Source organism: Xanthomonas sp. LF07-6, from assembly GCF_034105445.1.
Classification (GTDB): Bacteria; Pseudomonadota; Gammaproteobacteria; order Xanthomonadales; family Xanthomonadaceae; genus Xanthomonas_A; species Xanthomonas_A sontii.
Map to the genome: position 1 here is coordinate 554,504 of NZ_JAXGGI010000002.1, position 21,742 is coordinate 576,245.

The window sequence follows — 21,742 nt, forward strand, 5'->3', positions numbered from 1 at the left end:
CGGTCGCCGCTAAGCGCCGCCAAACATCCTGGAGCGCGCATTGAAACGCCGCGCATTCTGTCGGTTCGGTTTGCTGGCGCCGTTGGGCTTGGCGGCGATGCCGATGCTGCGCGCGGCGGCGCCGGCATCAGCGCCGGTGCCGGACGGGCGGCCGCACACATTCGGTTTCGCCCAGGGCCGCTTCACGCTGGACGGGCAGCCATGGCAGATCCGCAGCGGGGAACTGCATCCGCTGCGGATCGCGAAGGCGGATTGGTTGCATCGGATTCGCATGGCCAAGGCGATGGGGCTGAACACCATCGCGCTGTACCTGATGTGGAATGCGCTGGAAACGACGCCGGGGCAGTTCGATCTGGACAGCGGCGAGCGCGATTTCGTCGGCTTCATCCGGTTGTGCCAGCAGGAGGGGTTGTGGGTGTATCTGCGCCCCGGGCCGTATGTGTGCGCGGAATGGACGCTGGGCGGGTTGCCGCCGTATCTGCTGCGCGAGGCGAACATCCGCCTGCGCGATCGCCACGATGCGCGGTACATGGCGGCGGTGGAGCGCTACATCGGGGCGATCGCGCCGCGCATCGCGCCGTTGATGGCCAGTGCCGGTGGGCCGGTGCTGATGCTGCAGATCGAGAACGAATACTCGATGCACGGCAGCGACGTCGGCTATCTGCAGGCGCTGGCCGCGCTGTGGCGGGCGCATGGGGTCGAGGGGCCGTTCTCGCTGGCCGAAGGGCTCAAGGATCTGCGGCGGCGCCAGGCCATGTTGCCAGGCGCCGCGCTGGGACTCGATGGTCCCGATCTGCACGATCTGCAGGCGGCCACGGCCTTTGCCGGGCAGGCGCCGGTGTGGGTGTCCGAGGGCTATCCCGGCTGGCTTACCCACTGGGGCGAGCCGCAGTTCGCGCACCGCGACTATGCGCCGCTGCTGCGCCGCATCGCAGCCGCAGGCTATTCGTTCAATCTGTACGTGGTGCACGGCGGCACCAACTTCGGCCTCAGCGCCGGCGCCAATGCCGAGGACGACGGCTCGCAATTTCAGCCGGCGCTGACCAGCTACGACTACGGCGCGCCGATCGACGAGGCCGGCCGTGCCACGCCGGCCTATTTCGCGCTGCGCAGGATCATCGCCGCGCAAGCCGACATGCCACCGCCGCCGGTACCGGCCGCACCGCGGCGCGCGCACTTCGACGCGGTGCAGGCCACGCCCGTGGCCGCGCTGTGGGACAACCTCGGCCCCGCGCTGCAGGCCGACACCCCCCTCGACAATCAGCGCCTGCTCGGCCAGGACCAGGGCCTGGTGCTGTATCGGCGCCGAATCGGCGCGGGCCAGTCGCTGCACCTGGGGCAGGTCCACGACTACGCGGTGGTGCATCTGGACGGGCGCGAACTCGACCACGTGTCGCGAGTGCGGCATCCGCGTCTGCACAGCGCGCTGCAGTTGCGCCTGCCCGACGCAGCGCACGACACGCGCGATCTGGAGGTGCTGGTCGACAGTTTCGGCCATATCAACTTCGGCCCGGCGCTGGGCGATCGCAAGGGCCTGCTCGGTCCGGTGCGGCTCGATGGGCAGGAGCTGCACGGCTGGGAGGTGCGCGGGCTGGCGCTGGACACAGACCCGACGCCGTCGCTGCGCCCGCTGCAGGCGCCGCCGCAACGCCCGGGCCTGTTCTTCGCCACCGAGTTCACCCTCGACCAGCCCGGCGACGTGCACCTGGACATGCGCGACTGGCGCAAGGGCTATCTGTGGGTCAACGGGCGCCTGCTCGGGCGCTACTGGGACATCGGCCCGCAGCAATGCCTGTACTGCCCCGGCGCCTGGCTGCGCGCCGGCGCCAACCAGGTGCTGATCCTCGATCTGCATCGCCTGCAACCGGGCCTGGTGCGGTGCGCCGACGGTCTCGTCCCCACCCCTGCCACGCAGCCCGTCGCATCCCTTCCCTCCCCGCAGGATCGCGCATGCATATGACATCGCTCGCCGCACCCGTCGCGTCCTCCCCGTCCGCCGCGGACCAGGGCGCGCCGCCGCGCACGCTGGGGTTCTGGAGCGCGCTGTCGGCCAACCTGCTCAACATGATCGGGATCGGCCCGTTCATCACCATCCCGCTGGCGCTGTCGGCGCTGGCCGGGCCGGCGGTGCTGCTGGGCTGGGTGGTGGGCGCGCTGCTGTGCCTGTGCGACGGCCTGGTGTGGGCCGAACTCGGCTCGGCGATCCCGCGCTCGGGCGGGCCGTACCACTACCTGCGCGAGGCCTATGGCCGCGATCGCGCCGGGCGCCTGTTCGGTTTCCTGTACCTGTGGCAGACGCTGCTGACCGCGCCGCTGTCGGTGGCGGCGGCGGCAGTCGGCTGCGCGCAGTACCTGGCCTACCTGATGCCCGGGCTGAGCCACACCGCGCTCACCGGCATCGCCATGGCGCTGTGCCTGTTCAACACCGCGCTGCTGTACCGGCAGGTGCGCTCGGTGCAGTTGCTGTCGCTGCTGGTCAGTGCGATGGTGATCGCCGCCTGCGTGTGGATCGTGCTCAGCGGCGCGCTGCATTTCGACATGGCGCTGGCGCGGGAGTTCCTGCAGGCGCGGCCGGCCTCGCCGCACGGCTTCTGGCTGGGCTTCGGCGCGGTGGCACTGATCGCGGTGTACGACTACGGCGGCTACAACAACGTGTGCATGCTCGGCGGCGAGATCCGCAAGCCGCGCCGCACGATTCCGCGCGCGGTGCTGTGGTCGATCCCGATCGTGGCAGTGCTGTACCTGGGTTTGAACGTGACCCTGCTCGGCGTGCTGCCGTGGCAACAGGCGGCGCAGTCCAAGGCGGTGGTGGCCGACTTCATGCAGGCCATCTACGGCCCGGTGGGCAGCACCGTGGCGGTGGCGCTGATCGTGCTCGCCAGTTGGGGCTCGGCGCTGGTGGTGCTGCTGGGCTACTCGCGGGTGCCGTATGCCGCGGCCGCGTCCGGCCAGTTCTTCGGCGTGTTCGCGCGGCTGCATCCGCGCGGGCGCTTCCCCACCGTGTCGCTGCTGTTCGTCGGCATCACCTCGGCACTGGCCTGCCCGCTGTCGCTGGACGATCTGATCGCCACGCTGATGATCATCCAGATCCTGTTCCAGTTCCTGGCGCAATGCCTGGCGGTGGTGCTGCTGCGGCGGCAGCCGCGGCGCCGTGCGCGCTTCGCCATGCCGCTGTATCCGTGGCCGCTGCTGATCAGCGTCGGCGGCTGGCTGGCGCTGCTGGCCACCAGCCCGCTGCCGCGGCTGCTGGCGGCGGTGCTGGCGCTGTGCGCGGGTACCGCGCTCTATCTCATCCAGGCCAAACGCGAGGCAGCATGGCCCTTCCAGCAATGAAAACCCATGACGTCGCGGTGGTCGGCGAGGTCTATCTCGACCACATCTTCAGCGGCTTCGCCAGCTGGCCCGGGCCGGGCGAGGAGGCAATGGCGCGGCACTACCATCGCGACCTCGGCGGCGGCACCGTCAATACCGCCTGCGGGCTGGCGCGGCTCGGACGCACGGTCACGCTGATCGGCGCGATCGGCGCCGGCGACCGCGACTGGTTCGCGCAGCGCCTGGGCGCGTTCGGCGTCGGCACCGAAGGCCTGGTCGACCACCCCGCCGGCACCGGCGTCACCGCCAGCGTGTCGCTGCACGACGACCGCTCGTTCTTCACCTACCACGGCGCCAACGCCGAGCTGGAACCGCTGTTGCGCAGCGCGGCTGCGCTGGAGGCGATGTGCGCCGCGCGCCATGTGCACTTCGCCCTACCGCTGCCGGCGACGCTGGCGCGCACGCTGCTGCCGGCGTTGCGCGCGGCCGGCTGCAGCACCTCGCTGGACGTGGGCTTCAACCCGCCCTGGCTGGCCGATCCGGACAACCACGCCACCTGCCGCGCGGTCGATCACTTCCTGCCCAATCAGAAGGAGGCGGCACTGGCCGGTTGCATGGGCGACGACGCCGCGTCCTGCGCCGCCTGGGCGCAGGCGCTGGGGCTGGCGCAGGTGACGATCAAACTCGGCGGCGCCGGCGCCTGCGTGGTGGATGCGGCCGGCGCGCGATTGGTTGCCGCGCCCGTCGTCGCCGTGCAGGACACCACCGGCGCCGGCGATGCCTTCGATGCCGGCTTCATCGATGCGCTGCTGGACCACCTTTCCCTCGACGCCTGCGCGCAGCGCGGCTGCCTGTGCGGCGCCGCCTGCTGCACCGCGCTCGGCGCGCTCGACGGCCTTCCCGATCCCCCACGTCTCAGGAGTCTCCATGAGCAGTTCCTTTCCCAACCGTAAACTCGCCCTGATCGGCGGCGGCGGCGTGCGTGCGCCGCTGGTGGTGTACGGCGTCAACGATGCCGCCGAAGCGCTCGGTGCGCGCGAGATCGTGCTCTACGATCCCGACCAGGAGCGGCTGGCGCTGATGGTCGCGCTGGGCCGCGCGGTGGTCGCCGAGTTCGGCGGCGATCTGCAGGTCAACGCGGCCAGTTCGGCGGAAGCGGCGATCGACGGCGCGCACTTCGTGCTCAACAGCATCCGCATCGGCGGCATCCGCCAGCGCGCCACCGACGAGCACACCATCATCCGCCACGGCTACGCCGGGCAGGAGACCACCGGCCCCGGCGGCGTCGCCAAGGCGCTGCGCACGGTGCCGGTGGCGATCGAGCAGGCGCGGATGGTGGAGCGGCTCAGCCCCGATGCCTGGCTGGTCAGCTTCACCAACCCGGCCGGGCTGATCACCCAGGCCATCAGCCGCCACACCCGTGCGCGCGTGGTCGGCATCTGCGACACGCCGGTGGAGCTGTTCCACAACATCGCCCGCGCGCTCGGCGAGCCGCCCGCGGACGTGGACTGCGAATACGTCGGCCTCAACCACCTGGGCTGGATCCGCGCGGTGCGCGTGCGCGGCGAGGACGTGCTCGACCGCATCCTGGCCGACGACGCGATCCTGCGCCAGCTGTACCTGGCGCCGCTGTTCGACTTCGACATGCTGCGCACGCTGCGGCTGATCCCCACCGAGTACCTGTACTTCTACTACGAGCGTAGTCGCGCCCTGGAGAACCAGCGCGCCAGCGGCGCCAGCCGCGGCAGCGAGATCGAACGGCTCAACCACACCCTGATCGCCGACCTGCGCAGCCGCCTCAACGCCGGCGACGGCAGCGGCGCGGTGCAGACCTACGCCGCCTACCTGCAGCAGCGCTCCGGCTCGTACATGCGGCTGGAGGCCGAGGCCGGCTCGGCGTTCGCCGACGACCTCGCGCCGCAGCCGGACCCGTTCCGCGCCAGCACCGGCTACCACCGCATCGCCGTGGACGTGATGAGTTCACTGACCGGCGCGCTGCCGGGGCGGCACGTGGTCAACGTGCGCAACCAGGGCTGCATGCCGGAACTGGCCGACGACGACATCGTCGAGATCTCCTCCACCATCGAGCGCGACCGCATCACCCCGCTGCCGGCGCGGCCGATGCCCGAGGCGATCCAGGGCCTGGTGCGCACGGTCAAGGCCTACGAACACGCCGCCATCGACGCCGCGCTCAGCGGCAGCCACCTGGACGCCTGCAAGGCGATGCTGATCCACCCGGCCATTGGCGAGTGGAGCCCGTCGCGGCGACTGCTGGAGGCCTTGTTCGGCCATGCCGGCAACGGCGACGACGACGGCGAGTGCGTGTGCTCGGGACCGATGCACTGGCACGGCGCGCATCACCACCACTGAGCCGGCCGGTTGTGCGGTCGCAGGATGCAACGGACGGCCACACGTTGTAAGGTCGTCGCAAATTGGTCCGTCATAGGTACCATCAACCTGCCCTCCCGGCCGCGGCCGGCGCCTCCCCCGGTGCCGGCCCGCGCCGGGAGCGTTCGTCGATTCCACGGAGCGTTCCAGGCCATGCCCACCCGCCGCGACATCCTCCACTTCCTCGGCGCCAGCGCCGGCGCCGCGCTGTTGAGCGGGGCGCTGCCGGCCGCCGCCGCGGCATCGGCCTCCGCCGCGCTGCCCAGCAAGCGGCCGCCGCCGAGCAAGCGCCGCTTCGTCAGCGCCGCGGTCGAGCGCCAGTTGCGCACGGTCAAGGCCGGCATCGCCGATCCGCGCCTGGCCTGGCTGTTCGAGAACTGCTACCCCAACACCCTCGACACCACCGTCGAGACCGGCACCCGCAACGGCAAGCCGGACACCTTCGTCATCACCGGCGACATCGAGGCGATGTGGCTGCGCGACTCCTCCGCGCAGGTGCATCCCTACGTGCCGCTGGCCAAGCGCGACCCGGCGCTGCGGCGCATGTTCCATGGACTGATCCAGCGCCAGGCCGCCTGCATCCGCCTGGATCCCTACGCCAACGCGTTCCTGCCCGACGGCACCAGCCAGCGCCTGAAGTGGTCGGTGGCCGACATCACCGAGATGAAGCCCGGCGTCGGCGAGCGCAAGTGGGAAGTGGATTCGCTGTGCTGCCCGATCCGCCTGGCGCACGAGTACTGGCGCGCCAGCGGCGATACCGCGCCGTTCGACGACGACTGGCGCGAGGCCATGCACGTGGTGGTGCGCACCTTCCGCGAGCAGCAGCGCCTGCACGGCCGCGGCCCGTACAGTTTCCAGCGGCCCTCGCCGCTGGCCACCGAAACCCTGGTGCTGGACGGCTACGGGCAGCCGACCCGGCCCAACGGCATGATCCACTCGATGTTCCGCCCGTCCGACGACGCCTGCCTGTACCCGCTGTTCGTCCCCGCCAACCTGTTCGCGGTGACCTCGCTGCGGCAACTGGCGACGATGAGCGAGGCGCTGCATCACGACGCCGCCTTCGCCGGCGAATGCCGCGCCCTGGCCGACCAGGTCGAGACCGCCACCCGTCAGTTCGGGCAGATGCGCGACGCCGACGGCCAGCCGTTCTGGGCCTACGAGGTGGACGGCTACGGCAACCAGTTGTTCATCGACGACGCCAACGCCCCCGGCCTGCTGAGCCTGGCCTACCTGGGCTGCTGCGATCGCCGCGATCCCGTGTTCCTGCGCACCCGGCAACTGGCCTGGAGCGAGCGCAACCCGTACTTCTATCGCGGCCGTGCCGCCGACGGCGTGGGCAGCCCGCACAGCGGCCTCGGCACGATCTGGCCGATGTCGCTGATGCAGTACGCCCTGGCCAGCGACGACGACGCGCAGATCCGCCAGTGCCTGCAGTGGCTCAAGACCACCGACGCCGGCAGCGGCTTCATGCACGAGGCCTTCGACAAGGACAACCCGAGCACCTTCACCCGCGACTGGTTCGCCTGGGCCAACACCCTGTTCGGCGAACTGATCATCGACCTGCACCAACGCAAGCCGCAGTTGCTGAAGGCCTGACGCGATCACTGCATCTGTGGGAGGGACCTCAGTCCCGACGGGCCTGACCGACAACGCGTCGGGACGGAAGTCCTTCCCACAACAGCAAACACACCCCCACCGCACCGCCGCACACCCCGAGGACAGCACCATGGCCACACGACGCGGTTTCCTGCAGGGCGCCATCGCCCTGGCCCTGTTCGGCAGCAGCGGCATCGCGCGCCTGGCGCAGGCACGCGCCGGCAGCTACGCGCTGCCGGCCGATGCGCGCGCCAAGGCCGAGCTCACCCGCAACGTCGACGTGTTCATCGGCACCGGCGGCCACGGCCATACCTTCCCCGGCCCCACGCTGCCGTTCGGCATGGTGCAACTGAGCCCGGACACCTACAACGCCGACTGGGACGCCTGCTCCGGCTACCACGCCGACGACGGCTCGATCATGGGCTTCTCGCACACCCACCTGTCCGGCACCGGCATCGGCGACATGCTCGATTTCCTGGTGGTGCCGGCCACCGGCCCGGTGAAGCTGCAGCCCGGCACGCGCGAGCACCCCGAGACCGGCTACCGCTCGCGCTACGACCATGCCGACGAAGCCGCCTCGCCCGGCTACTACCGCGTGCGCCTGAAGGACAGCGGCGTGCATGCCGAACTCACCGCCACCGCGCGCGCCGGCCTGCACCGCTACCACTTCCCCAAGGGCAAGCCGGCGCACCTGCTGCTGGACCTGTGCCACGGCATGCAGGACAAGCCCGAGATCCCCGCCCGCGTCGAAGACGCCAGCCTGCGCCTGGTCGACGCGCAGACCGTCACCGGCGGCCGCCGCGTCTACCAATGGGCCAAGGGCCGCTACATCTACTTCGCCATGCGCCTGTCGCGGCCGTTCGCCAGCGCGCAGCTGTATGTCGACGACCAGCCGCTGGCGGCGACCGCGCGCAGCGCCGACGGCAACCGGCTGAAACTGGCCCTGCACTACCCCGATGCCGCCGACGCGCCGCTGCTGGTCAAGGTCGGCATCTCCGCGGTCAGCGCCGACAACGCCCTGGCCAACCTCGACGCGGAACTGCCCGACTTCGATTTCGCCCGCGTGCACGCCGCCGCCGTGGCGGCGTGGGAAAAGGAACTGGGGCGGGTGCGCATCGACAGCGACGACGAGGCGCAGCGCCGCATCTTCTACACCGCGCTGTACCACAGCCTGATCGCGCCGACCCTGTTCAGCGACACCGACGGCCGCTACCGCGGCATGGACCTGCAGGTGCACCAGGCGCCGGCCGGCTACCACAACTACAGCACCTACTCGCTGTGGGACACCTACCGCGCCCTGCATCCCTTGCTGACCCTGGTGCAGCCCGAGCGCGTGCCCGACCTGGTGCAGTGCCTGGTGCGCGGTGCCCACGAATGCCCGCAGGGCGTCGCCATCTGGCCACTGCAGGGCGTGGAGACCGACTGCATGATCGGCTACCACTCCGCCGTGGTGCTGGCCGAGGCGCATGCCAAGGGCTTCACCGGCATCGACTGGAAAGCCGCCTACCCGGCCTGGCGCAAGCGCGCGATGGACGACGACGTGCACGGCCTGGCGCTGTACCGGAAGATGGGCTACATCCCCTGCGACAAGGTCGACGAATCGGTCAGCCGCACCCTGGAATTCGCCTACGACGACTGGGCGGTGGCGCACCTGGCGCAGGCAGTCGGCGCCGACGACGATGCCAAGCACCTGCGCGAACGCTCGCGCCAGTACCGCAACGTGTTCAACCGCGAAAGCCGCTTCGTGCAGCCGCGCCTGAGCGACGGCCAGTGGGCCACCCCGTTCGATCCGCGCGCGATGGGCCACAGCGCGCAGTGGCGCGACTTCACCGAGTCCAACGCCTGGCAGGCCACCTTCCTCAACCAGCACGACCTGTACGGCTACATGGACCTGTTCGGCGGCCGCGACCACTTCGTCGCCAAGCTCGACGAACTGTTCACCACCAGCTCCGAGCTGCCGGCGGACGCGCCGCCGGACATCGACGGCATGGTCGGCCAGTACGCGCACGGCAACGAACCCAGCCACCACGTCGCCTACCTCTACGCCTACGCCGGGCAGCCGTACAAGACCCAGGCGATGGTGCGGCGGCTGCTGCGCGAGCAGTACCACGACGCGCGCAACGGCCTGTCCGGCAACGAGGACTGCGGGCAGATGAGCGCCTGGTTCGTGCTCAGCGCACTGGGCCTGTACGCGGTGGACCCGGTCAGCGCCAACTACGTGCTGGGCAGCCCGCTGTTCAAGCGCGCCGAACTGGACGTGGGCAACGGCCGCACCCTGCGCATCGTCGCCCACGGCAACAGCGCGACCAACGTCTACATCCAGAGCGCCCGCTGGAACGGCAAGCCCTACACCCGCAGCTGGCTGCGCCATGCCGACCTCGCTGCCGGCGGCACGCTGGAACTGGAGATGGGGCCCAAGCCCAACACCGCGTTCGGCGCGGGCAAGGACGATCTGCCGCCATCGTTTAGCTGACGGCCGGGAATCGGGATTGGGGAATCGGGATTGGTGGTTCCCCACATCCGCGCCTGTGCGTGACCCGATGCACGACGGCGCGCGCTCCGGTCGTCCTACTGTCGCAATCGCATCGCTTTTTTCGAGAATCCCCCATGCCGCGTAAGACCCTCGCCGCTCTCGCCCTCGCCCTGGCGTTCGCCCTGCCCGCCACACACGTGCGCGCGGCCGACAGCAGCACCGCCTGGCCCATCTTCGCCACCCAGGGCGATCACTTCATCCGCGACGGCAAGCCGTACCAGGTCATTTCCGGCGCCATCCACTTCCAGCGCATCCCCCGCGCCTACTGGAAGGACCGCCTGCAGAAGGCGCGCGCGATGGGCCTGAACACGGTGGAGACCTACGTGTTCTGGAACCTGGTGGAACCGCGGCCGGGCCAGTTCGACTTCAGCGGCAACAACGACATCGCCGCCTTCGTCGACGAAGCCGCCGCGCAAGGCCTCAACGTGATCCTGCGCCCAGGCCCCTACGTGTGCGCCGAGTGGGAAGCCGGCGGCTATCCGGCGTGGCTGTTCGCCGAACCCGGCATGCGCGTGCGCAGCCAGGATCCGCGCTTCCTTGCCGCCAGCCAGGCCTACCTGGACGCCCTCGCCGCCCAGGTCAAACCGCGGCTCAACGGCAACGGCGGCCCGATCGTCGCCGTGCAGGTGGAGAACGAATACGGCTCCTACGGCGACGACCACGCCTACATGCGCCGCAACCGCGCCATGTTCGTGCAGGCCGGCTTCGACAAGGCCCTGCTGTTCACCGCCGACGGCCCCGACGTGCTCGCCAACGGCACCCTGCCCGACACCCTGGCCGTGGTGAACTTCGCCCCCGGCGACGCCAGGAACGCCTTCGAGACCCTGGCCAAGTTCCGCCCCGGGCAACCGCAGATGGTCGGCGAATACTGGGCCGGCTGGTTCGACCAATGGGGCGAGAAGCACGCGGCCACCGATGCTACCAAGCAGGCCAGCGAATTCGAATGGATCCTGCGCCAGGGCCACTCCGCCAACCTCTACATGTTCGTCGGCGGCACCAGCTTCGGCTTCATGAATGGCGCCAACTTCCAGAAGAACCCCAGCGACCACTACGCCCCGCAGACCACCAGCTACGACTACGACGCCGTGCTCGACGAAGCCGGCCGCCCCACTCCCAAGTTCACCATGTTCCGCGACGCCATCCAGCGCGTCACCGGCATCGCCCCGCCGGCGCTGCCCACGCCGATCCGCTTCGCCGAGTTGCCGGCCACGCCGCTGCGCGAATCCGCCTCACTCTGGGACAACCTGCCCGCCCCGGCCGCCACCACCGACACCCCGCAGCCGATGGAGCGCTACGGCCAGGCCTACGGCTACATCCTCTACCGCACCACCGTCACCGGCCCACGCAAGGGCAGCCTGTACCTGGGCGACGTGCGCGACTACGCCCGCGTCTACGTCGATCGAAAACTGGCCGGCAGCGCCGAGCGCCGCCTGCAACAAGTGGCGGTGGACGTGGACATCCCAGCCGGCCCCCACACCCTCGACGTGCTGGTGGAGAACACCGGCCGCATCAACTACGGCGCCCACCTCCCCGACGGCCACGCCGGCCTGGTCGACCCCGTGCTGCTCGACGGCAAGCCCCTCACCGGCTGGCAGACCTTCCCGCTGCCGATGGACGACCCGAGCAAGCTCACCGGCTGGACCACCGCCAAGGTCGATGGCCCCGCGTTCCACCGCGGCACCCTCAAGATCGGCACGCCTGCCGATACGTTCCTGGACATGCAGGCCTTCGGCAAAGGCTTCGCCTGGGCCAATGGCCACAACCTGGGAAGGCACTGGAATATCGGGCCGCAGCGGGCGTTGTATTTTCCGGCGCCTTGGCAGCGCAAGGGCGGGAACAGTGTGATTGTCTTCGATCTGGATAACGCGGCGGATGCGAGAGTGCGTGGGGTTAAGGGGCAGGTTTGGAGTGCGCCCAGTAATTGAGTTACTCGCGGAGCGCGCCGTCCGGTAAATCCGGATGGCGCGGGGTCAAACAACTTGTCTACAAATTAAGGCCGCCGGCGGTTCGCCGAGCGGCCTTTAACTTGTGACGGCCGTCAACAAGTGGTAGCGTCGGGCTGATGCGGGGATGCACTAGGAACGGCAGTGTGATTAGACGCGGGGATTATGTGACAGCGGGAGCGTTGAAAGATTGATTTGAGGCGGGCATTGCTTCGAAAGGTAGCGGCACCAGCAGACCACGCCCTGTTACACAACATTTTTCGCCGAATAATAGTTAGGCCGCAGAGAAATTATGTTACTTAGTCCTTCAGAACAACTTGCTCACTCTACGGTTCGCATCGAAACGAGCTATTTGGATGGCTCTGCCGGAACTGGCACGGGATTCTTCTTCAGCTTTCGCGGCAAGGAATCCGACCAAACCATACCGGCAATCGTAACTAACAAGCATGTTGTTGCTGGCGCCCCAAACGGCAAGATTCATCTGACGCTGCGTAACGACGAGAACGGCCCTAGAGTTGGTGAACACCTCGCCGTTGCAATAAACCAATTCGGTCAGGGTTGGGTGCCACATCCTGATGAGAGCGTTGACTTATGTGTCATGCCAATCAATCCATTGCTCGCTCACTGCGATTCACTGGGTAGGCGCTTCTTCTTTGTATCGCTTGATGAGTCGCTCCTTCCGACGCAAGAAGAGCTTGATGACCTTACCGCACTAGAAGACATCCTGATGATCGGGTATCCCAATGGCATCTGGGACTCGTCAAACAACATGCCCATCTTGAGACGGGGAGTTACAGCAACACACCCGAAGCTAGACTACGAGGGCCGGAAGGAATTCGTAGTGGATGCAGCCTGCTTTCCGGGATCCAGTGGTTCACCGATTTTTCTATTCAACACCGGCACATGGTCCACTAGGCAAGGGACCATTGTCGGCGGCTCCAGAATAAAGTTGCTCGGGCTTCTCTATGCTGGTCCACAGCACACAGCCTCCGGCGAAGTACGCATCATCAATGTGCCGACGCAGCAAAGGGCTGTAGCGTTCTCAACAATTCCTAACAACCTTGGCTTTGTAATCAAAGCGAGCCGTCTACGTGAGATGCAAGATGCCCTCACTGCGCACATTGATCGCGCCGAAGCTGCGACCTAACAATTCATTTAACCCGAAACCGCATCGCGGTTCGGCCTAACTCAGGCGTCAGGTGCCGCATGAGACTATTCGATCCTTGGATAGGCGAGAACTACAACAAGAGTGGGCTTGGCGGCGTCCGTGTAGCTCTCCTCGGCGAGGCTCATTACGGAACGCCAGATCGTCAAACCTCTGATTTCACCTGCTGGTGCATCAATACATTGGCCAAAGTAGAGAGTGGGCATGCTTTCTTCACCAAAGTGGCCAAGTTGTTCCTAGACGTCGAGCCAGGCGTGCCTTTGTCCCTAGAGCAGAAGTGCGCCTTTTGGGATTCTGTCGCGTTCACCAACTACGTTCAGTCCTTTCCAAGCGGTAAAGCTAGGGTTCGGCCCACCGTAGAGATGTGGAGTCATGCGGCAGAGTGCTTGCCAGCAACCCTTGGAGAACTAGACGCAGATTTTGTGCTTGTCCTTGGCAAGAGCCTGGCTGACAGACTCCCGCCTTTGCCCTTAGTTGACCCTGCAACGCTTTGCTATGTACCTCATCCATCTTCTTTTGGGTTCAGGCCTCAGAAATGGCGTTCTAGTGTACTGTCCGCGTTTCACAAAGCGGCACCTAACAATTCATTCAAGCCGAACCCGCTTCGCGGGTCGGCTTAATTCAAGCGTTAGGGCGCGTCATGACAGATTCGAAGCCTCCAAGCATATCGATTGCCGAGATCGGCGAGTGCCTTGAGCGATCGGGATACCTGCTCGAGTCGAGAGTCGTTCGCCTTCTAGACGCTGCGGGCTACTTCGTAGAGCCCAATCAGGTAGTTCGTGATCGCTTTACTGGCAAGTCTCGCGAAATAGACTTCGTCTCGGAGTACTACTATTACGACGCATCTACTAATGACTGCCACGCAACCACATTTGTGGTAGGCGAAGTAGTCAACAACCTTTACCCATTCGCCCTCCTAACCGAGCGTCCTAACACGCCAAACGCCGATACCGAGAGCTACATCAAGTGGTTCACAACCCCAGAAGACATGTTCTACGAGAAGCCGATTGATTTCTACGAGGGTAGAAATCCGGAAAAGGAGCATTTGTTCTCACAGTATTGCGTGCTGACAAAGAAGAAGGATCAAAGCAAAGATTGGATGGCCCACCACCCAGATGACGTCTACCACTCGCTGCTTAAGATGGCCGAGTACATTGAGTCGGACATGGCGAGCTGGGAGGAAAGACGGGATGTTCTAACCGACAAGTACAAGCGCGCCATATTCTGGCACCCGATGCTTGTCCTGGGTGGTGATCTGTTTGTCGCGCGAGCGCACGAAGACGGAACACTCGCGATAGAGCCGGCGCGGAATGGCTTCCTAGAGTTCAACTGGCATCTTGGCGAGGACAGAAGGACCACGGTCGTAGAAGTCGTGACCTATAGCGCGCTCCTAGATCGCATGAACTCACTCGCCGACCTAGATGCCTCGGTTCGCCAGCAGATTCACAAGAATTACGCAGATGGCGCGCCCTAATGAGTAACGGGGTCAGGTTGGCTTCCTAAGTGAACCTGACCCGTTACATTAGTGTCTGCCAAGCCGAACAGCCAAGGGGGCTTATGCGCTACGTCTACCTGCTCAACATCCTCGATGGCGTCATACGTGAGGCTCCGGAACGATACTCACGGAAATACCCTCGCGCCCCATCGGCGCCGGAAGAGCAAAACCAGGCGCGCGCGCGCGCGATGATTCATCTGTACCTGAAAGTCATGTTCGGCCTTACGGACTTTGAGGAGCGGGAAAAGTACGTGACTGATGGTGGCTATGACGGCGGCATAGACGCTTACTACATTGATCGCGCCACACGCACCCTGTACGTAGTTCAAAGTAAGTTTCGAACTACGGAGGTCAACTTTGAGTCCAAAGAAATAACACTCGAAGAGCTCTTGCAGATGGATGTTGACCGCATCCTCGGTGGCCAAAGTACAGATGAGTCTGGAAATGAGTACGCCGGCAAGATTAAACAACTCCAACGGGAAGTTGGTGAGGTCGAGGACATAGCGAGATATCGCTACGTCGTAGTAATTCTTGCCAATCTACCGAACCCTCCCCGCCAGAAGCTCCAACAACTCGTTGGTGGATATCCAATCGACATCATCGACTCTGAGAGGACTTATCGGGAATTAGTGTTTCCCGTCCTGTCCGGCACCTATTTCACAGCATCGGATATCACCCTTCCGATCGATTTGTCCAACAAAAATGCAGGTAGCAAGATCAGCTATGAAGTAGCGACAAAGTACGCCGACTGCCAGATCACTGTGCTTTTTGTGCCCGCAATCGAGATTGCGCGAATCATGCACACCTACAAGAATGCTGTCCTGAAGTTCAACCCAAGAAGCTACCTTGAGCACGAGGGGCAATCAGTAAATAACGCGATCCGTCAAACCGTACTAAGCTCTGAAACCAATGAGCTTGCCCTCTACAACAACGGAATTACCATGCTGTCGGAAGAGACAAGCATCAACGAAAGAATTGGACAGCACAGCAAGGCACAGCTCTACGTGAAGAACCCGCAGATCATAAACGGCGGGCAGACTTCGTTCACCTTGAGCCGCATTTATAGCGACCCTGAGGTGGATGCCGAAGCGGTATTTGGAAACAAGGAGATCATGCTAAAAGTGATCACCGTTTCGGACTGCGCACCCGAAGACAAGGGGCGATTGATTGACGAAATATCATCTGCGACAAATCGGCAGACTCCGGTCTTCAACGCAGATAGATTCTCGAACGATTCATTCCACAAAGCAGTTCAGCAGATCGTCTTTGAACGGTATGGCGCGCTTTACGAGAGGAAGCGCGGTGAGTTTGCAGACGGCGTTAGGGATGGCTACATCGATAAGAACTCAATTGTCGAACGCAACAGTTTTTGGCGCATATACTACGCCGCCAATGGCGATCTGAAGAGAGCCAATCAAAAGCGACTTTTCCAGCTGAACCCCTTTGAAGTTGACATGCTAAGCGACATGGAGGCCTTCGAAAAATGGTCTATGGGGTACGCTGTTTACGCACAAATCTTTAAAAATCGGGGCGCAAATCGTCGATTCGAAAAATATCACTACGGCATGATCCATGCTTTTGTCGCTCTAACTGAACTCTCGACCGTACTCGACCCTCTGACAATTAAGCAAGTCATATTTGAGGAAGGTGGGTTTTGGAAGCGTTTTGAAATGGAAGTCCGAGAAAGATTCCAAACAAATCCCGAGACCTTTCCGAACGGCGTGACGCGAAAGGGAGGTCAGGATTTCTCGTTCACGCGCTATTTCAAACAGCCGATGTTCGAGACGGACCTGAAAGACGCGCTGGCTCGTGAGCTTGAGACGCGAGCATCGTTCGCGAGCTAGGTCAGAGCAACGGGGTCAGGTTAACTTTTCCGACGCGCGATCATAGTAGGTAGTCGGTTCTGAAGAATCCCTTTCAACCTGTGGCGGCTGCGATAGCGGAGCCAGGCATACTAGAAAGCGCACCATCGCTCTTCAACCTAAACCAGTTGACATCCTCAAAAACCAGTAGCACCATCATCCCTCCAAGGAGCGTAGAAACTCCTCACGTAGCGGCACCCACCTCCGTCAAACCGGTGGGTTTTTTGTGCCTGTTCGCAGGCACACTCCGACGCGCTGTCTGCGTCGGGAGGGCGGCGAATACAATACCCTTCGGGGAAATAAGCCCGCCGGCTACGTGCGGTTTCTAACCTCCCGACATCCCGTCGCCGTTCGGCGCGGGTTTCTGTCTGCCAAGGAGGCTGTGCCATGCGTCAACCGTCACCCCGCCCCGCCGCTCCCTGCAAGCGCAAGTCGCACAAGCATCGCCACTGCCCGCAGTGGACGATCGTCGAGTCGTCGCTCACCCCCATGCTGACGCCCGAACAGGTCGCCGCCGCCAATGCCGCCGATCTTGCCCGCGCCTCGCGCCCGCCCCGCCGCCCACGCCCGCCACAGCAGTGCACCGTCGGCTGCGGCCACTCCGCCAATGGCAAGCGCACGCCTGCACTGCGCCTGGGCGGCCGCTGGATGGAAGAACTGGGCTTCACCATCGGCAGTACGCTGCGCGTGCAGGTACGCGACGGCGAACTGGTGGTGAGCGTGGCCAGCAAGAACTGACACGACTTTCTTCCACCACACATCAGAGGATGGCGGAACAGGGGGCAGAGCGCACTCGCCCCCGACCCATCCTAAATCGACAAGCACAACTTCCCAAAATGCTTCCCCGCCGCCTGATGCGCAAACGCATCGGCGATATCTGCAAGCGCAAACGTCTGGTCGACCACCGGTTTGATGCCGGTCGCGTCGAGGGCGCGGACCATGTCGCGCTGGTGGCGGCGGCTGCCGACGATCAGGCCCTGCAGGGTCTGGTGGCGTTGCATCAGCGCCACCGTCGGCACCTGGCCGGCAATGCCGGTGAGCACGCCGATCAGGGCGATGTGGCCGCCGATGCGGCAGGCCTGGATGGATTGGCCCAGGGTGTCGGGGCCGCCCACTTCGATCACCACGTCGACGCCGCGGCCGTTGGTGTAGTCCAGCACCTTGGCCGCCCAGTCGGTGTCGCGGCGGTAGTTGATGGTGAAGTCCGCGCCCAGCGCCTGCGCACGCGCGAGTTTTTCGTCGGAGGACGAGGTGGCGATCACGGTGGCGCCCATGTGCTTGGCGAACTGCAGGGCGAAGATCGACACGCCGCCGGTGCCGAGCACCAGCACGGTGTCGCCGGCCTTCAGCCGCGCGTCCACCACCAGTGCGCGCCAGGCGGTGAGCCCGGCGGTCGTCAACGTCGCCGCTTCGGCGTGGCTGTAACCGCGCGGTGCGTGCGTGAACCAGTGCGCGGGGCGCACCACGGTTTCGCGTGCATAGCCGTCGACGCCGTCGCCGGGCACGGTGGCGAAATCGGCGATGGTCGGACCGCCATCCAGCCAGGTCGGGAAGAAGGTCGAGACTACCGCATCGCCCACGGCAAACTCGTCCACGCCCTCGCCCACTGCCTCGACCACGCCGGCGCCGTCGGACATCGGAATGCGGCCGTCGGCGCTGGGCATGCGCCCGGTCACCACGCCCAGGTCGTGGAAGTTGAGCGAGCTGGCATGCACGCGCACGCGGAGTTCGCCGGCGCCCGGCTGGCCGGGGTCGGGCAGATCGACGAGGCGGAGGTTCTCGAGGCCAGCGGGCTGGCGCAGGGTGATGGCTTTCATGGGCACGACATCCTTGGGGGAAAGTGGCGAGGGGCAGCGCCGCGTCAGTTGCAGCGAAACAGCATTGCAGGCATTGTCGGGATGCACGTTCCTGCATCGCAAGAACGTACAATTTTCGCAGGTACTATCAATTTTGTAGGTACAACGACCATGCGTCTGAAACGTCTGGATGGCAAGAGTGGCTGCGCGGTCGAAGTCACGCTTTCGGTGATCGGCGGGGTGTGGAAGCCGGTGATCCTGTTCCACCTGCTCTCCGGCAAGAAGCGCTTCATGGAACTGACGCGCCTGGTTCCCAATGCCACGCAGCGCATGCTGACCCTGCAGTTGCGCGAGCTTGAGGAGGACGGCGTGATCGTGCGCCACGTCTATCCGCAGGTGCCGCCCAAGGTCGAATATGCGCTGACGCCGCTTGGCCACTCCCTCGCACCGGTGCTGATCAGTTTGCGCGAATGGGGCGAGTCGTATCGCACCCGCGAGCTGTCGCGCGCGCCGGCTGATGCTGCGGAATGCGCGCATAGCGAGGCAATGGCGACGTGACGCTACGCATGCACACCTAGCAAAGCTGGCGAGCAGCCGCATCGCGGCCTTCTTGCATGTCGAGATCGGCAGCCATCGGAATCAATGCGCACTCCTGACCGGGGTGCGTCGCGTCTGCCAGCCACCACGTTGCGAGACGCGAACAGAACGCTCGATCAGTTGAGAGCAAGTGCGGCGCGCAATCGGCAGGCGCAAGCACGCAATCTCGTGCTGCAGCACGCACGTCACTCGGCGCGGCGATCCGTCCACTCCGCACACGCAGCGCGCGATGGCAGGTCGTCGCCGTCCTGTGACGGCATCGCCGGCCCCTGCAGGTTGGCCTTGGCATACAGCGCGCCGAGGTCGTGCACGCGCAACAGATGGCGGCGGCGGCTGACCAGGCCGCTGCGCACCCAGCGCTGCAGCTGTGCGTTGAGCTTGGAGCGGCTGGCGTTGAGCATCGCGGCGAGGATGCTCTGGTTCGGCGGCAGGGCGATCGCGCCATCGCTCCCGTGTTGCGACGCCTGCAGTTCGAGCTGGCGCAGCACGTAGCGCGCCAGGCGCACTTCCAGGCGGTGCAGGCAGATGCTTTCCAGGCTGTCCAGAGTCTGCCGCAGGCGCAGGCGCAGCAGGGCGTGGATGCGCTGCTGCAGCAGCGGTGGGTCCAGCAGGACGTTGAAGTGGCGCCGCGGCAATTTCAGCACCACGCTGGCGCCGAAGGCGATGGCGGTGAAGCTGCGCCCGTGCGGTTCCAGCAGCGCGGCCTCGTCGACCAGCCCGCCGGGCTCGACCGCGCCGACGATCAGTTCCTGCCCGTCCGGGCCGTACAGCACCTTGTACACGCGACCGCGCACGACCACGCCGACGAAGCTGCTGGGGTCGTGCTTGAAGAACAGCACGCTGCCCGCGCCGAGTACGCATTCGCTGGCATGGGCCAGCAGGTCGTCCAGCACCGAGTCCGGCAGGCCCTGGAACAGCGGCGCGCACTCGAGCAGGCGCCGATGCGCCTGGCCGGCGTTGTCCGCGCAGGCAGCGTCGCCATCGTGGTCGCGCACGATACGCTCGATCGCCTCCGGTTGGACGCTGGCTGGAACCTCCATACTCCCTCTTCTCGGACGCAGGACGTACGACGCCGGGCGTCGAACGCGCCAGGCCAGGATGAAGGACCGGTGCGTACGCCAGGCACGGGTGGGCAATGGTGCAGGCGAGGCGCGCGCAACGCGCGGCCTGCGGGGTGAAGCGAATGATGGCATCGACCGTCGCAACGAGGAACGGCGAGACCCGACGGGTTCGCCGTTCCGGACCGGTGCGCGACTCAGAGGCCGGCCGGCTTGCCGCTGCGGAAGGCCTGCAGCACGGTCATCAGGCTGGTCAGGTTGTCCGACACGCCGGTCTGGGCGATCTTCTCCGACGCACCCGCGGCGGCGGTGGTATCCAGGCTGTAGATCTGCATGACGCCCTGGTTGTTCGCCGCCTGCGCCAGCGTGTTCTGCTGCTGCTGCGAGGCGACCGCGTTCTCGTACAGGATGCCGCTGGAGTGCGCCAGGCTCTGGTAGATCGAGCCCATCGCGAAGGCCGGCGCCTCGCCGATGACCTTGACGTTGGACTGGGTGACGGCGTCGGTGATCTGGTTGTTGACTGCGGTGGGATAGGCCATGGAACGGTCCTCGTTGGGAAGGAAGGGCGTGGCTAGCGCCGCTGCCCTGCAGCGGCGTTAGCGCGCGTGGCTCAGGACTGCTTGAACGCGTTGAGCACGGTCAGCAGGCTGGTGAGGTTGTCGGAGACGCCGGTCTGCGCGACCTTCTCGGTGGCGCCGGCAGCGGCGGTGGTATCCAGGCTGTAGATCTGCATGACGCCCTGGTTGGCTGCCGCCTGCGCCAGGGTGTTCTGCTGCTGCTGCGCGGAGACGGCGTTCTCGAACAGGATGCCGGTCGAGTGCGCCATGCTCTGGTAGATCGACGCCATCGCGAAGGCCGGCGCTTCGCCGATGACCTTGACGTTGGACTGGGTGACCGCATCGGTGATCTGGTCGTTGACCGCGGTGGGAAATGCCATGTGTTCGCTCCTGGGTTGGGGTACGGCCCACGCCGTACGATCTCTGAAAACGGGACAGTGCAGAACCTGTGAAACCGTGTGCGGCGTTTGTCTCGCCAACCTCGCCGCGATGTGCGCGCGACGAGGGAACATCGGCCACGATGCGCCGCGACCTCGGCCGATGCGTGTTGCGACTGCTGTGGGGCGTGTTCTCTCGCGACATCCGCCGCCATGCAATGCGATCCACCAGCACAGCAGGCGAACGCGCTCCTGTCCTCGACGTGGCATCAGGCTGTCTCACAGATGGCACACAGCCACTCGCGCCCTGCATCGGCACGACGCAACCCTTGGCGCGCGCCGCAAGCACACCATGCGCGTACCGAACGCACCACGCACGCGACCGCACGCCACGGCCGCGATGCTGTGCCACGCACGCGTGCGCGTGCAACGACACGCGCACGGCGGCGCAACTTCGCGGGGACACGCGAAGGCGCCGCCGTGCGACGGAACGGCTCAGGCAGAGGGAGGCGGCGATGGCGCTCCCGGCTCCGCCGCCGGCGCATCCGCGATGAGTCCCTGCGCGCGCGCCGCCTCGACCACCGCCTGCATCTGCTGCGCCAGGCTGCCGAACTCGCGCTCGAAGCACGCGCGCACTTCGGCCTGCACGAGATTGGCCAGGCGATCGGCGATCTGCGCCATCACCATGTGGTTGCTGCCGCCCTCGCCGCTCTGCGGTGGCCGCAACTGCCCCGGTCGCAGTTGATCGAGCGCGTTGGCGGACTCGATCGCCTTGAGCACCGCCGCTTCGCTGGCCGCGGTGGCGCCGTTCAGCGCCCCCCGGCTGTTCTGCATCGTCTGCTGCATCTGCTGGATCAAGCCTTTCACGCGCTCGCGCTCGGCATCGATCAACGACGGCGAGGCGCCGGCCGTTTCGGCGGCAGGCGCGGCCGGCGGTGCGGCCGTTTCCGACGCGAAGCGCCGCAGTTGCTCCTCCTCGAGAGGAAGTAGTGGGCGACGCAACCAGCTCTCGGCGAACTGGCGCAGCGTGGCGAAATCGGATGCTTGGTTGTCTTGCATGGTG

General features: G+C 65.7%; 18 protein-coding genes. 12 read left to right on the forward strand and 6 right to left on the reverse strand.

What is annotated here, in order from left to right:
• Window positions 1-9: 9 nt before the first annotated feature.
• Window positions 10-300, reverse strand: coding sequence for a hypothetical protein (locus tag SLW56_RS06940; protein ID WP_320694593.1), 291 nt, complete (start codon window positions 298-300; stop codon window positions 10-12).
• Here SLW56_RS06940 and SLW56_RS06945 point away from each other — a divergent pair.
• The 11 genes from SLW56_RS06945 to SLW56_RS06995 all read left to right on the forward strand — a co-directional run bounded on the left by SLW56_RS06945 (window position 188) and on the right by SLW56_RS06995 (window position 17,032).
• Window positions 188-1,960 (forward strand): beta-galactosidase, encoded by a 1,773-nt coding sequence (locus tag SLW56_RS06945; protein WP_320694591.1) that lies wholly within the window; start codon window positions 188-190, stop codon window positions 1,958-1,960. The two genes, SLW56_RS06940 and SLW56_RS06945, sit on opposite strands and share 113 nt — an antisense overlap.
• Window positions 1,957-3,333, forward strand: a complete 1,377-nt coding sequence (locus tag SLW56_RS06950) for an APC family permease (RefSeq protein ID WP_152237218.1) — start codon at window positions 1,957-1,959, stop codon at window positions 3,331-3,333. The genes SLW56_RS06945 and SLW56_RS06950 overlap by 4 nt, the downstream gene beginning before the upstream one ends.
• Window positions 3,330-4,265, forward strand: a complete 936-nt coding sequence (locus SLW56_RS06955) for a carbohydrate kinase family protein (protein ID WP_152237201.1) — start codon at window positions 3,330-3,332, stop codon at window positions 4,263-4,265. Before SLW56_RS06950 ends, SLW56_RS06955 begins: the two co-directional genes overlap by 4 nt.
• Window positions 4,240-5,682 carry a 6-phospho-beta-glucosidase gene (locus SLW56_RS06960; protein ID WP_152237200.1) on the forward strand — a complete coding sequence of 481 codons (1,443 nt, stop codon included), beginning with the start codon at window positions 4,240-4,242 and terminating at the stop codon, window positions 5,680-5,682. Before SLW56_RS06955 ends, SLW56_RS06960 begins: the two co-directional genes overlap by 26 nt.
• A 171-nt stretch (window positions 5,683-5,853) precedes the next feature.
• The gene (locus SLW56_RS06965; RefSeq protein ID WP_320694551.1) at window positions 5,854-7,296 is read left to right on the forward strand and encodes a glycoside hydrolase family 125 protein; all 1,443 of its coding nucleotides are present in this window, start codon (window positions 5,854-5,856) and stop codon (window positions 7,294-7,296) included.
• Between the two features lie 130 nt (window positions 7,297-7,426).
• Window positions 7,427-9,769, forward strand: a complete 2,343-nt coding sequence (locus SLW56_RS06970; RefSeq protein WP_320694552.1) for a GH92 family glycosyl hydrolase — start codon at window positions 7,427-7,429, stop codon at window positions 9,767-9,769.
• A gap of 134 nt (window positions 9,770-9,903) precedes the next feature.
• Complete coding sequence (locus SLW56_RS06975; protein ID WP_320694553.1) at window positions 9,904-11,754, forward strand: beta-galactosidase family protein; 1,851 nt, start codon at window positions 9,904-9,906, stop codon at window positions 11,752-11,754.
• Between the two features lie 310 nt (window positions 11,755-12,064).
• Window positions 12,065-12,919 carry a serine protease gene (locus tag SLW56_RS06980; RefSeq protein ID WP_320694554.1) on the forward strand — a complete coding sequence of 285 codons (855 nt, stop codon included), beginning with the start codon at window positions 12,065-12,067 and terminating at the stop codon, window positions 12,917-12,919.
• A 658-nt stretch (window positions 12,920-13,577) separates the two neighbouring features.
• Window positions 13,578-14,411, forward strand: coding sequence for a hypothetical protein (locus SLW56_RS06985; protein ID WP_320694555.1), 834 nt, complete (start codon window positions 13,578-13,580; stop codon window positions 14,409-14,411).
• A 29-nt stretch (window positions 14,412-14,440) separates the two neighbouring features.
• Window positions 14,441-16,276 (forward strand): AIPR family protein, encoded by a 1,836-nt coding sequence (locus SLW56_RS06990; RefSeq protein WP_320694556.1) that lies wholly within the window; start codon window positions 14,441-14,443, stop codon window positions 16,274-16,276.
• A 405-nt stretch (window positions 16,277-16,681) separates the two neighbouring features.
• Complete coding sequence (locus SLW56_RS06995) at window positions 16,682-17,032, forward strand: SymE family type I addiction module toxin (RefSeq protein WP_320694557.1); 351 nt, start codon at window positions 16,682-16,684, stop codon at window positions 17,030-17,032.
• Between the two features lie 71 nt (window positions 17,033-17,103).
• Here the strand turns inward: SLW56_RS06995 and SLW56_RS07000 are convergent, their stop codons facing one another.
• Window positions 17,104-18,111 (reverse strand): NAD(P)-dependent alcohol dehydrogenase, encoded by a 1,008-nt coding sequence (locus tag SLW56_RS07000; protein WP_267083658.1) that lies wholly within the window; start codon window positions 18,109-18,111, stop codon window positions 17,104-17,106.
• 150 nt (window positions 18,112-18,261) lie between these two features.
• Between SLW56_RS07000 and SLW56_RS07005 the strand changes: the two genes are divergently transcribed.
• The gene (locus tag SLW56_RS07005) at window positions 18,262-18,648 is read left to right on the forward strand and encodes a helix-turn-helix domain-containing protein (protein WP_267083659.1); all 387 of its coding nucleotides are present in this window, start codon (window positions 18,262-18,264) and stop codon (window positions 18,646-18,648) included.
• 224 nt (window positions 18,649-18,872) lie between these two features.
• Here SLW56_RS07005 and SLW56_RS07010 read toward each other — a convergent pair whose 3' ends face one another.
• The 4 genes from SLW56_RS07010 to SLW56_RS07025 all read right to left on the reverse strand — a co-directional run bounded on the left by SLW56_RS07010 (window position 18,873) and on the right by SLW56_RS07025 (window position 21,738).
• Window positions 18,873-19,727: a Crp/Fnr family transcriptional regulator gene (locus SLW56_RS07010; RefSeq protein WP_267083660.1), complete on the reverse strand. Its 855-nt coding sequence runs from the start codon at window positions 19,725-19,727 to the stop codon at window positions 18,873-18,875.
• Between the two features lie 215 nt (window positions 19,728-19,942).
• A complete protein-coding gene (locus SLW56_RS07015; protein ID WP_152237187.1) occupies window positions 19,943-20,284 on the reverse strand; it encodes a RebB family R body protein in 342 nt (113 codons plus the stop codon).
• Window positions 20,285-20,355: 71 nt separating this feature from the next.
• Window positions 20,356-20,682: a RebB family R body protein gene (locus SLW56_RS07020; protein ID WP_043091830.1), complete on the reverse strand. Its 327-nt coding sequence runs from the start codon at window positions 20,680-20,682 to the stop codon at window positions 20,356-20,358.
• A 492-nt stretch (window positions 20,683-21,174) separates the two neighbouring features.
• Window positions 21,175-21,738, reverse strand: coding sequence for a hypothetical protein (locus SLW56_RS07025; RefSeq protein WP_267083661.1), 564 nt, complete (start codon window positions 21,736-21,738; stop codon window positions 21,175-21,177).
• Between the last annotated feature and the right edge of the window lie 4 nt (window positions 21,739-21,742).

Coding starts and splice junctions, on each gene's coding strand:
- SLW56_RS06940 (WP_320694593.1), bottom strand. CDS start 300: ATGGTGTTCAGCCCCATCGCCTTGGCCATGCGAATCCGATGCAACCAA.
- SLW56_RS06950 (WP_152237218.1), top strand. CDS start 1,957: ATGACATCGCTCGCCGCACCCGTCGCGTCCTCCCCGTCCGCCGCGGAC.
- SLW56_RS06955 (WP_152237201.1), top strand. CDS start 3,330: ATGAAAACCCATGACGTCGCGGTGGTCGGCGAGGTCTATCTCGACCAC.
- SLW56_RS06960 (WP_152237200.1), top strand. CDS start 4,240: ATGAGCAGTTCCTTTCCCAACCGTAAACTCGCCCTGATCGGCGGCGGC.
- SLW56_RS06965 (WP_320694551.1), top strand. CDS start 5,854: ATGCCCACCCGCCGCGACATCCTCCACTTCCTCGGCGCCAGCGCCGGC.
- SLW56_RS06970 (WP_320694552.1), top strand. CDS start 7,427: ATGGCCACACGACGCGGTTTCCTGCAGGGCGCCATCGCCCTGGCCCTG.
- SLW56_RS06975 (WP_320694553.1), top strand. CDS start 9,904: ATGCCGCGTAAGACCCTCGCCGCTCTCGCCCTCGCCCTGGCGTTCGCC.
- SLW56_RS06980 (WP_320694554.1), top strand. CDS start 12,065: ATGTTACTTAGTCCTTCAGAACAACTTGCTCACTCTACGGTTCGCATC.
- SLW56_RS06985 (WP_320694555.1), top strand. CDS start 13,578: ATGACAGATTCGAAGCCTCCAAGCATATCGATTGCCGAGATCGGCGAG.
- SLW56_RS06995 (WP_320694557.1), top strand. CDS start 16,682: ATGCGTCAACCGTCACCCCGCCCCGCCGCTCCCTGCAAGCGCAAGTCG.
- SLW56_RS07000 (WP_267083658.1), bottom strand. CDS start 18,111: ATGAAAGCCATCACCCTGCGCCAGCCCGCTGGCCTCGAGAACCTCCGC.
- SLW56_RS07005 (WP_267083659.1), top strand. CDS start 18,262: ATGCGTCTGAAACGTCTGGATGGCAAGAGTGGCTGCGCGGTCGAAGTC.
- SLW56_RS07010 (WP_267083660.1), bottom strand. CDS start 19,727: ATGGAGGTTCCAGCCAGCGTCCAACCGGAGGCGATCGAGCGTATCGTG.
- SLW56_RS07015 (WP_152237187.1), bottom strand. CDS start 20,284: ATGGCCTATCCCACCGCAGTCAACAACCAGATCACCGACGCCGTCACC.
- SLW56_RS07020 (WP_043091830.1), bottom strand. CDS start 20,682: ATGGCATTTCCCACCGCGGTCAACGACCAGATCACCGATGCGGTCACC.
- SLW56_RS07025 (WP_267083661.1), bottom strand. CDS start 21,738: ATGCAAGACAACCAAGCATCCGATTTCGCCACGCTGCGCCAGTTCGCC.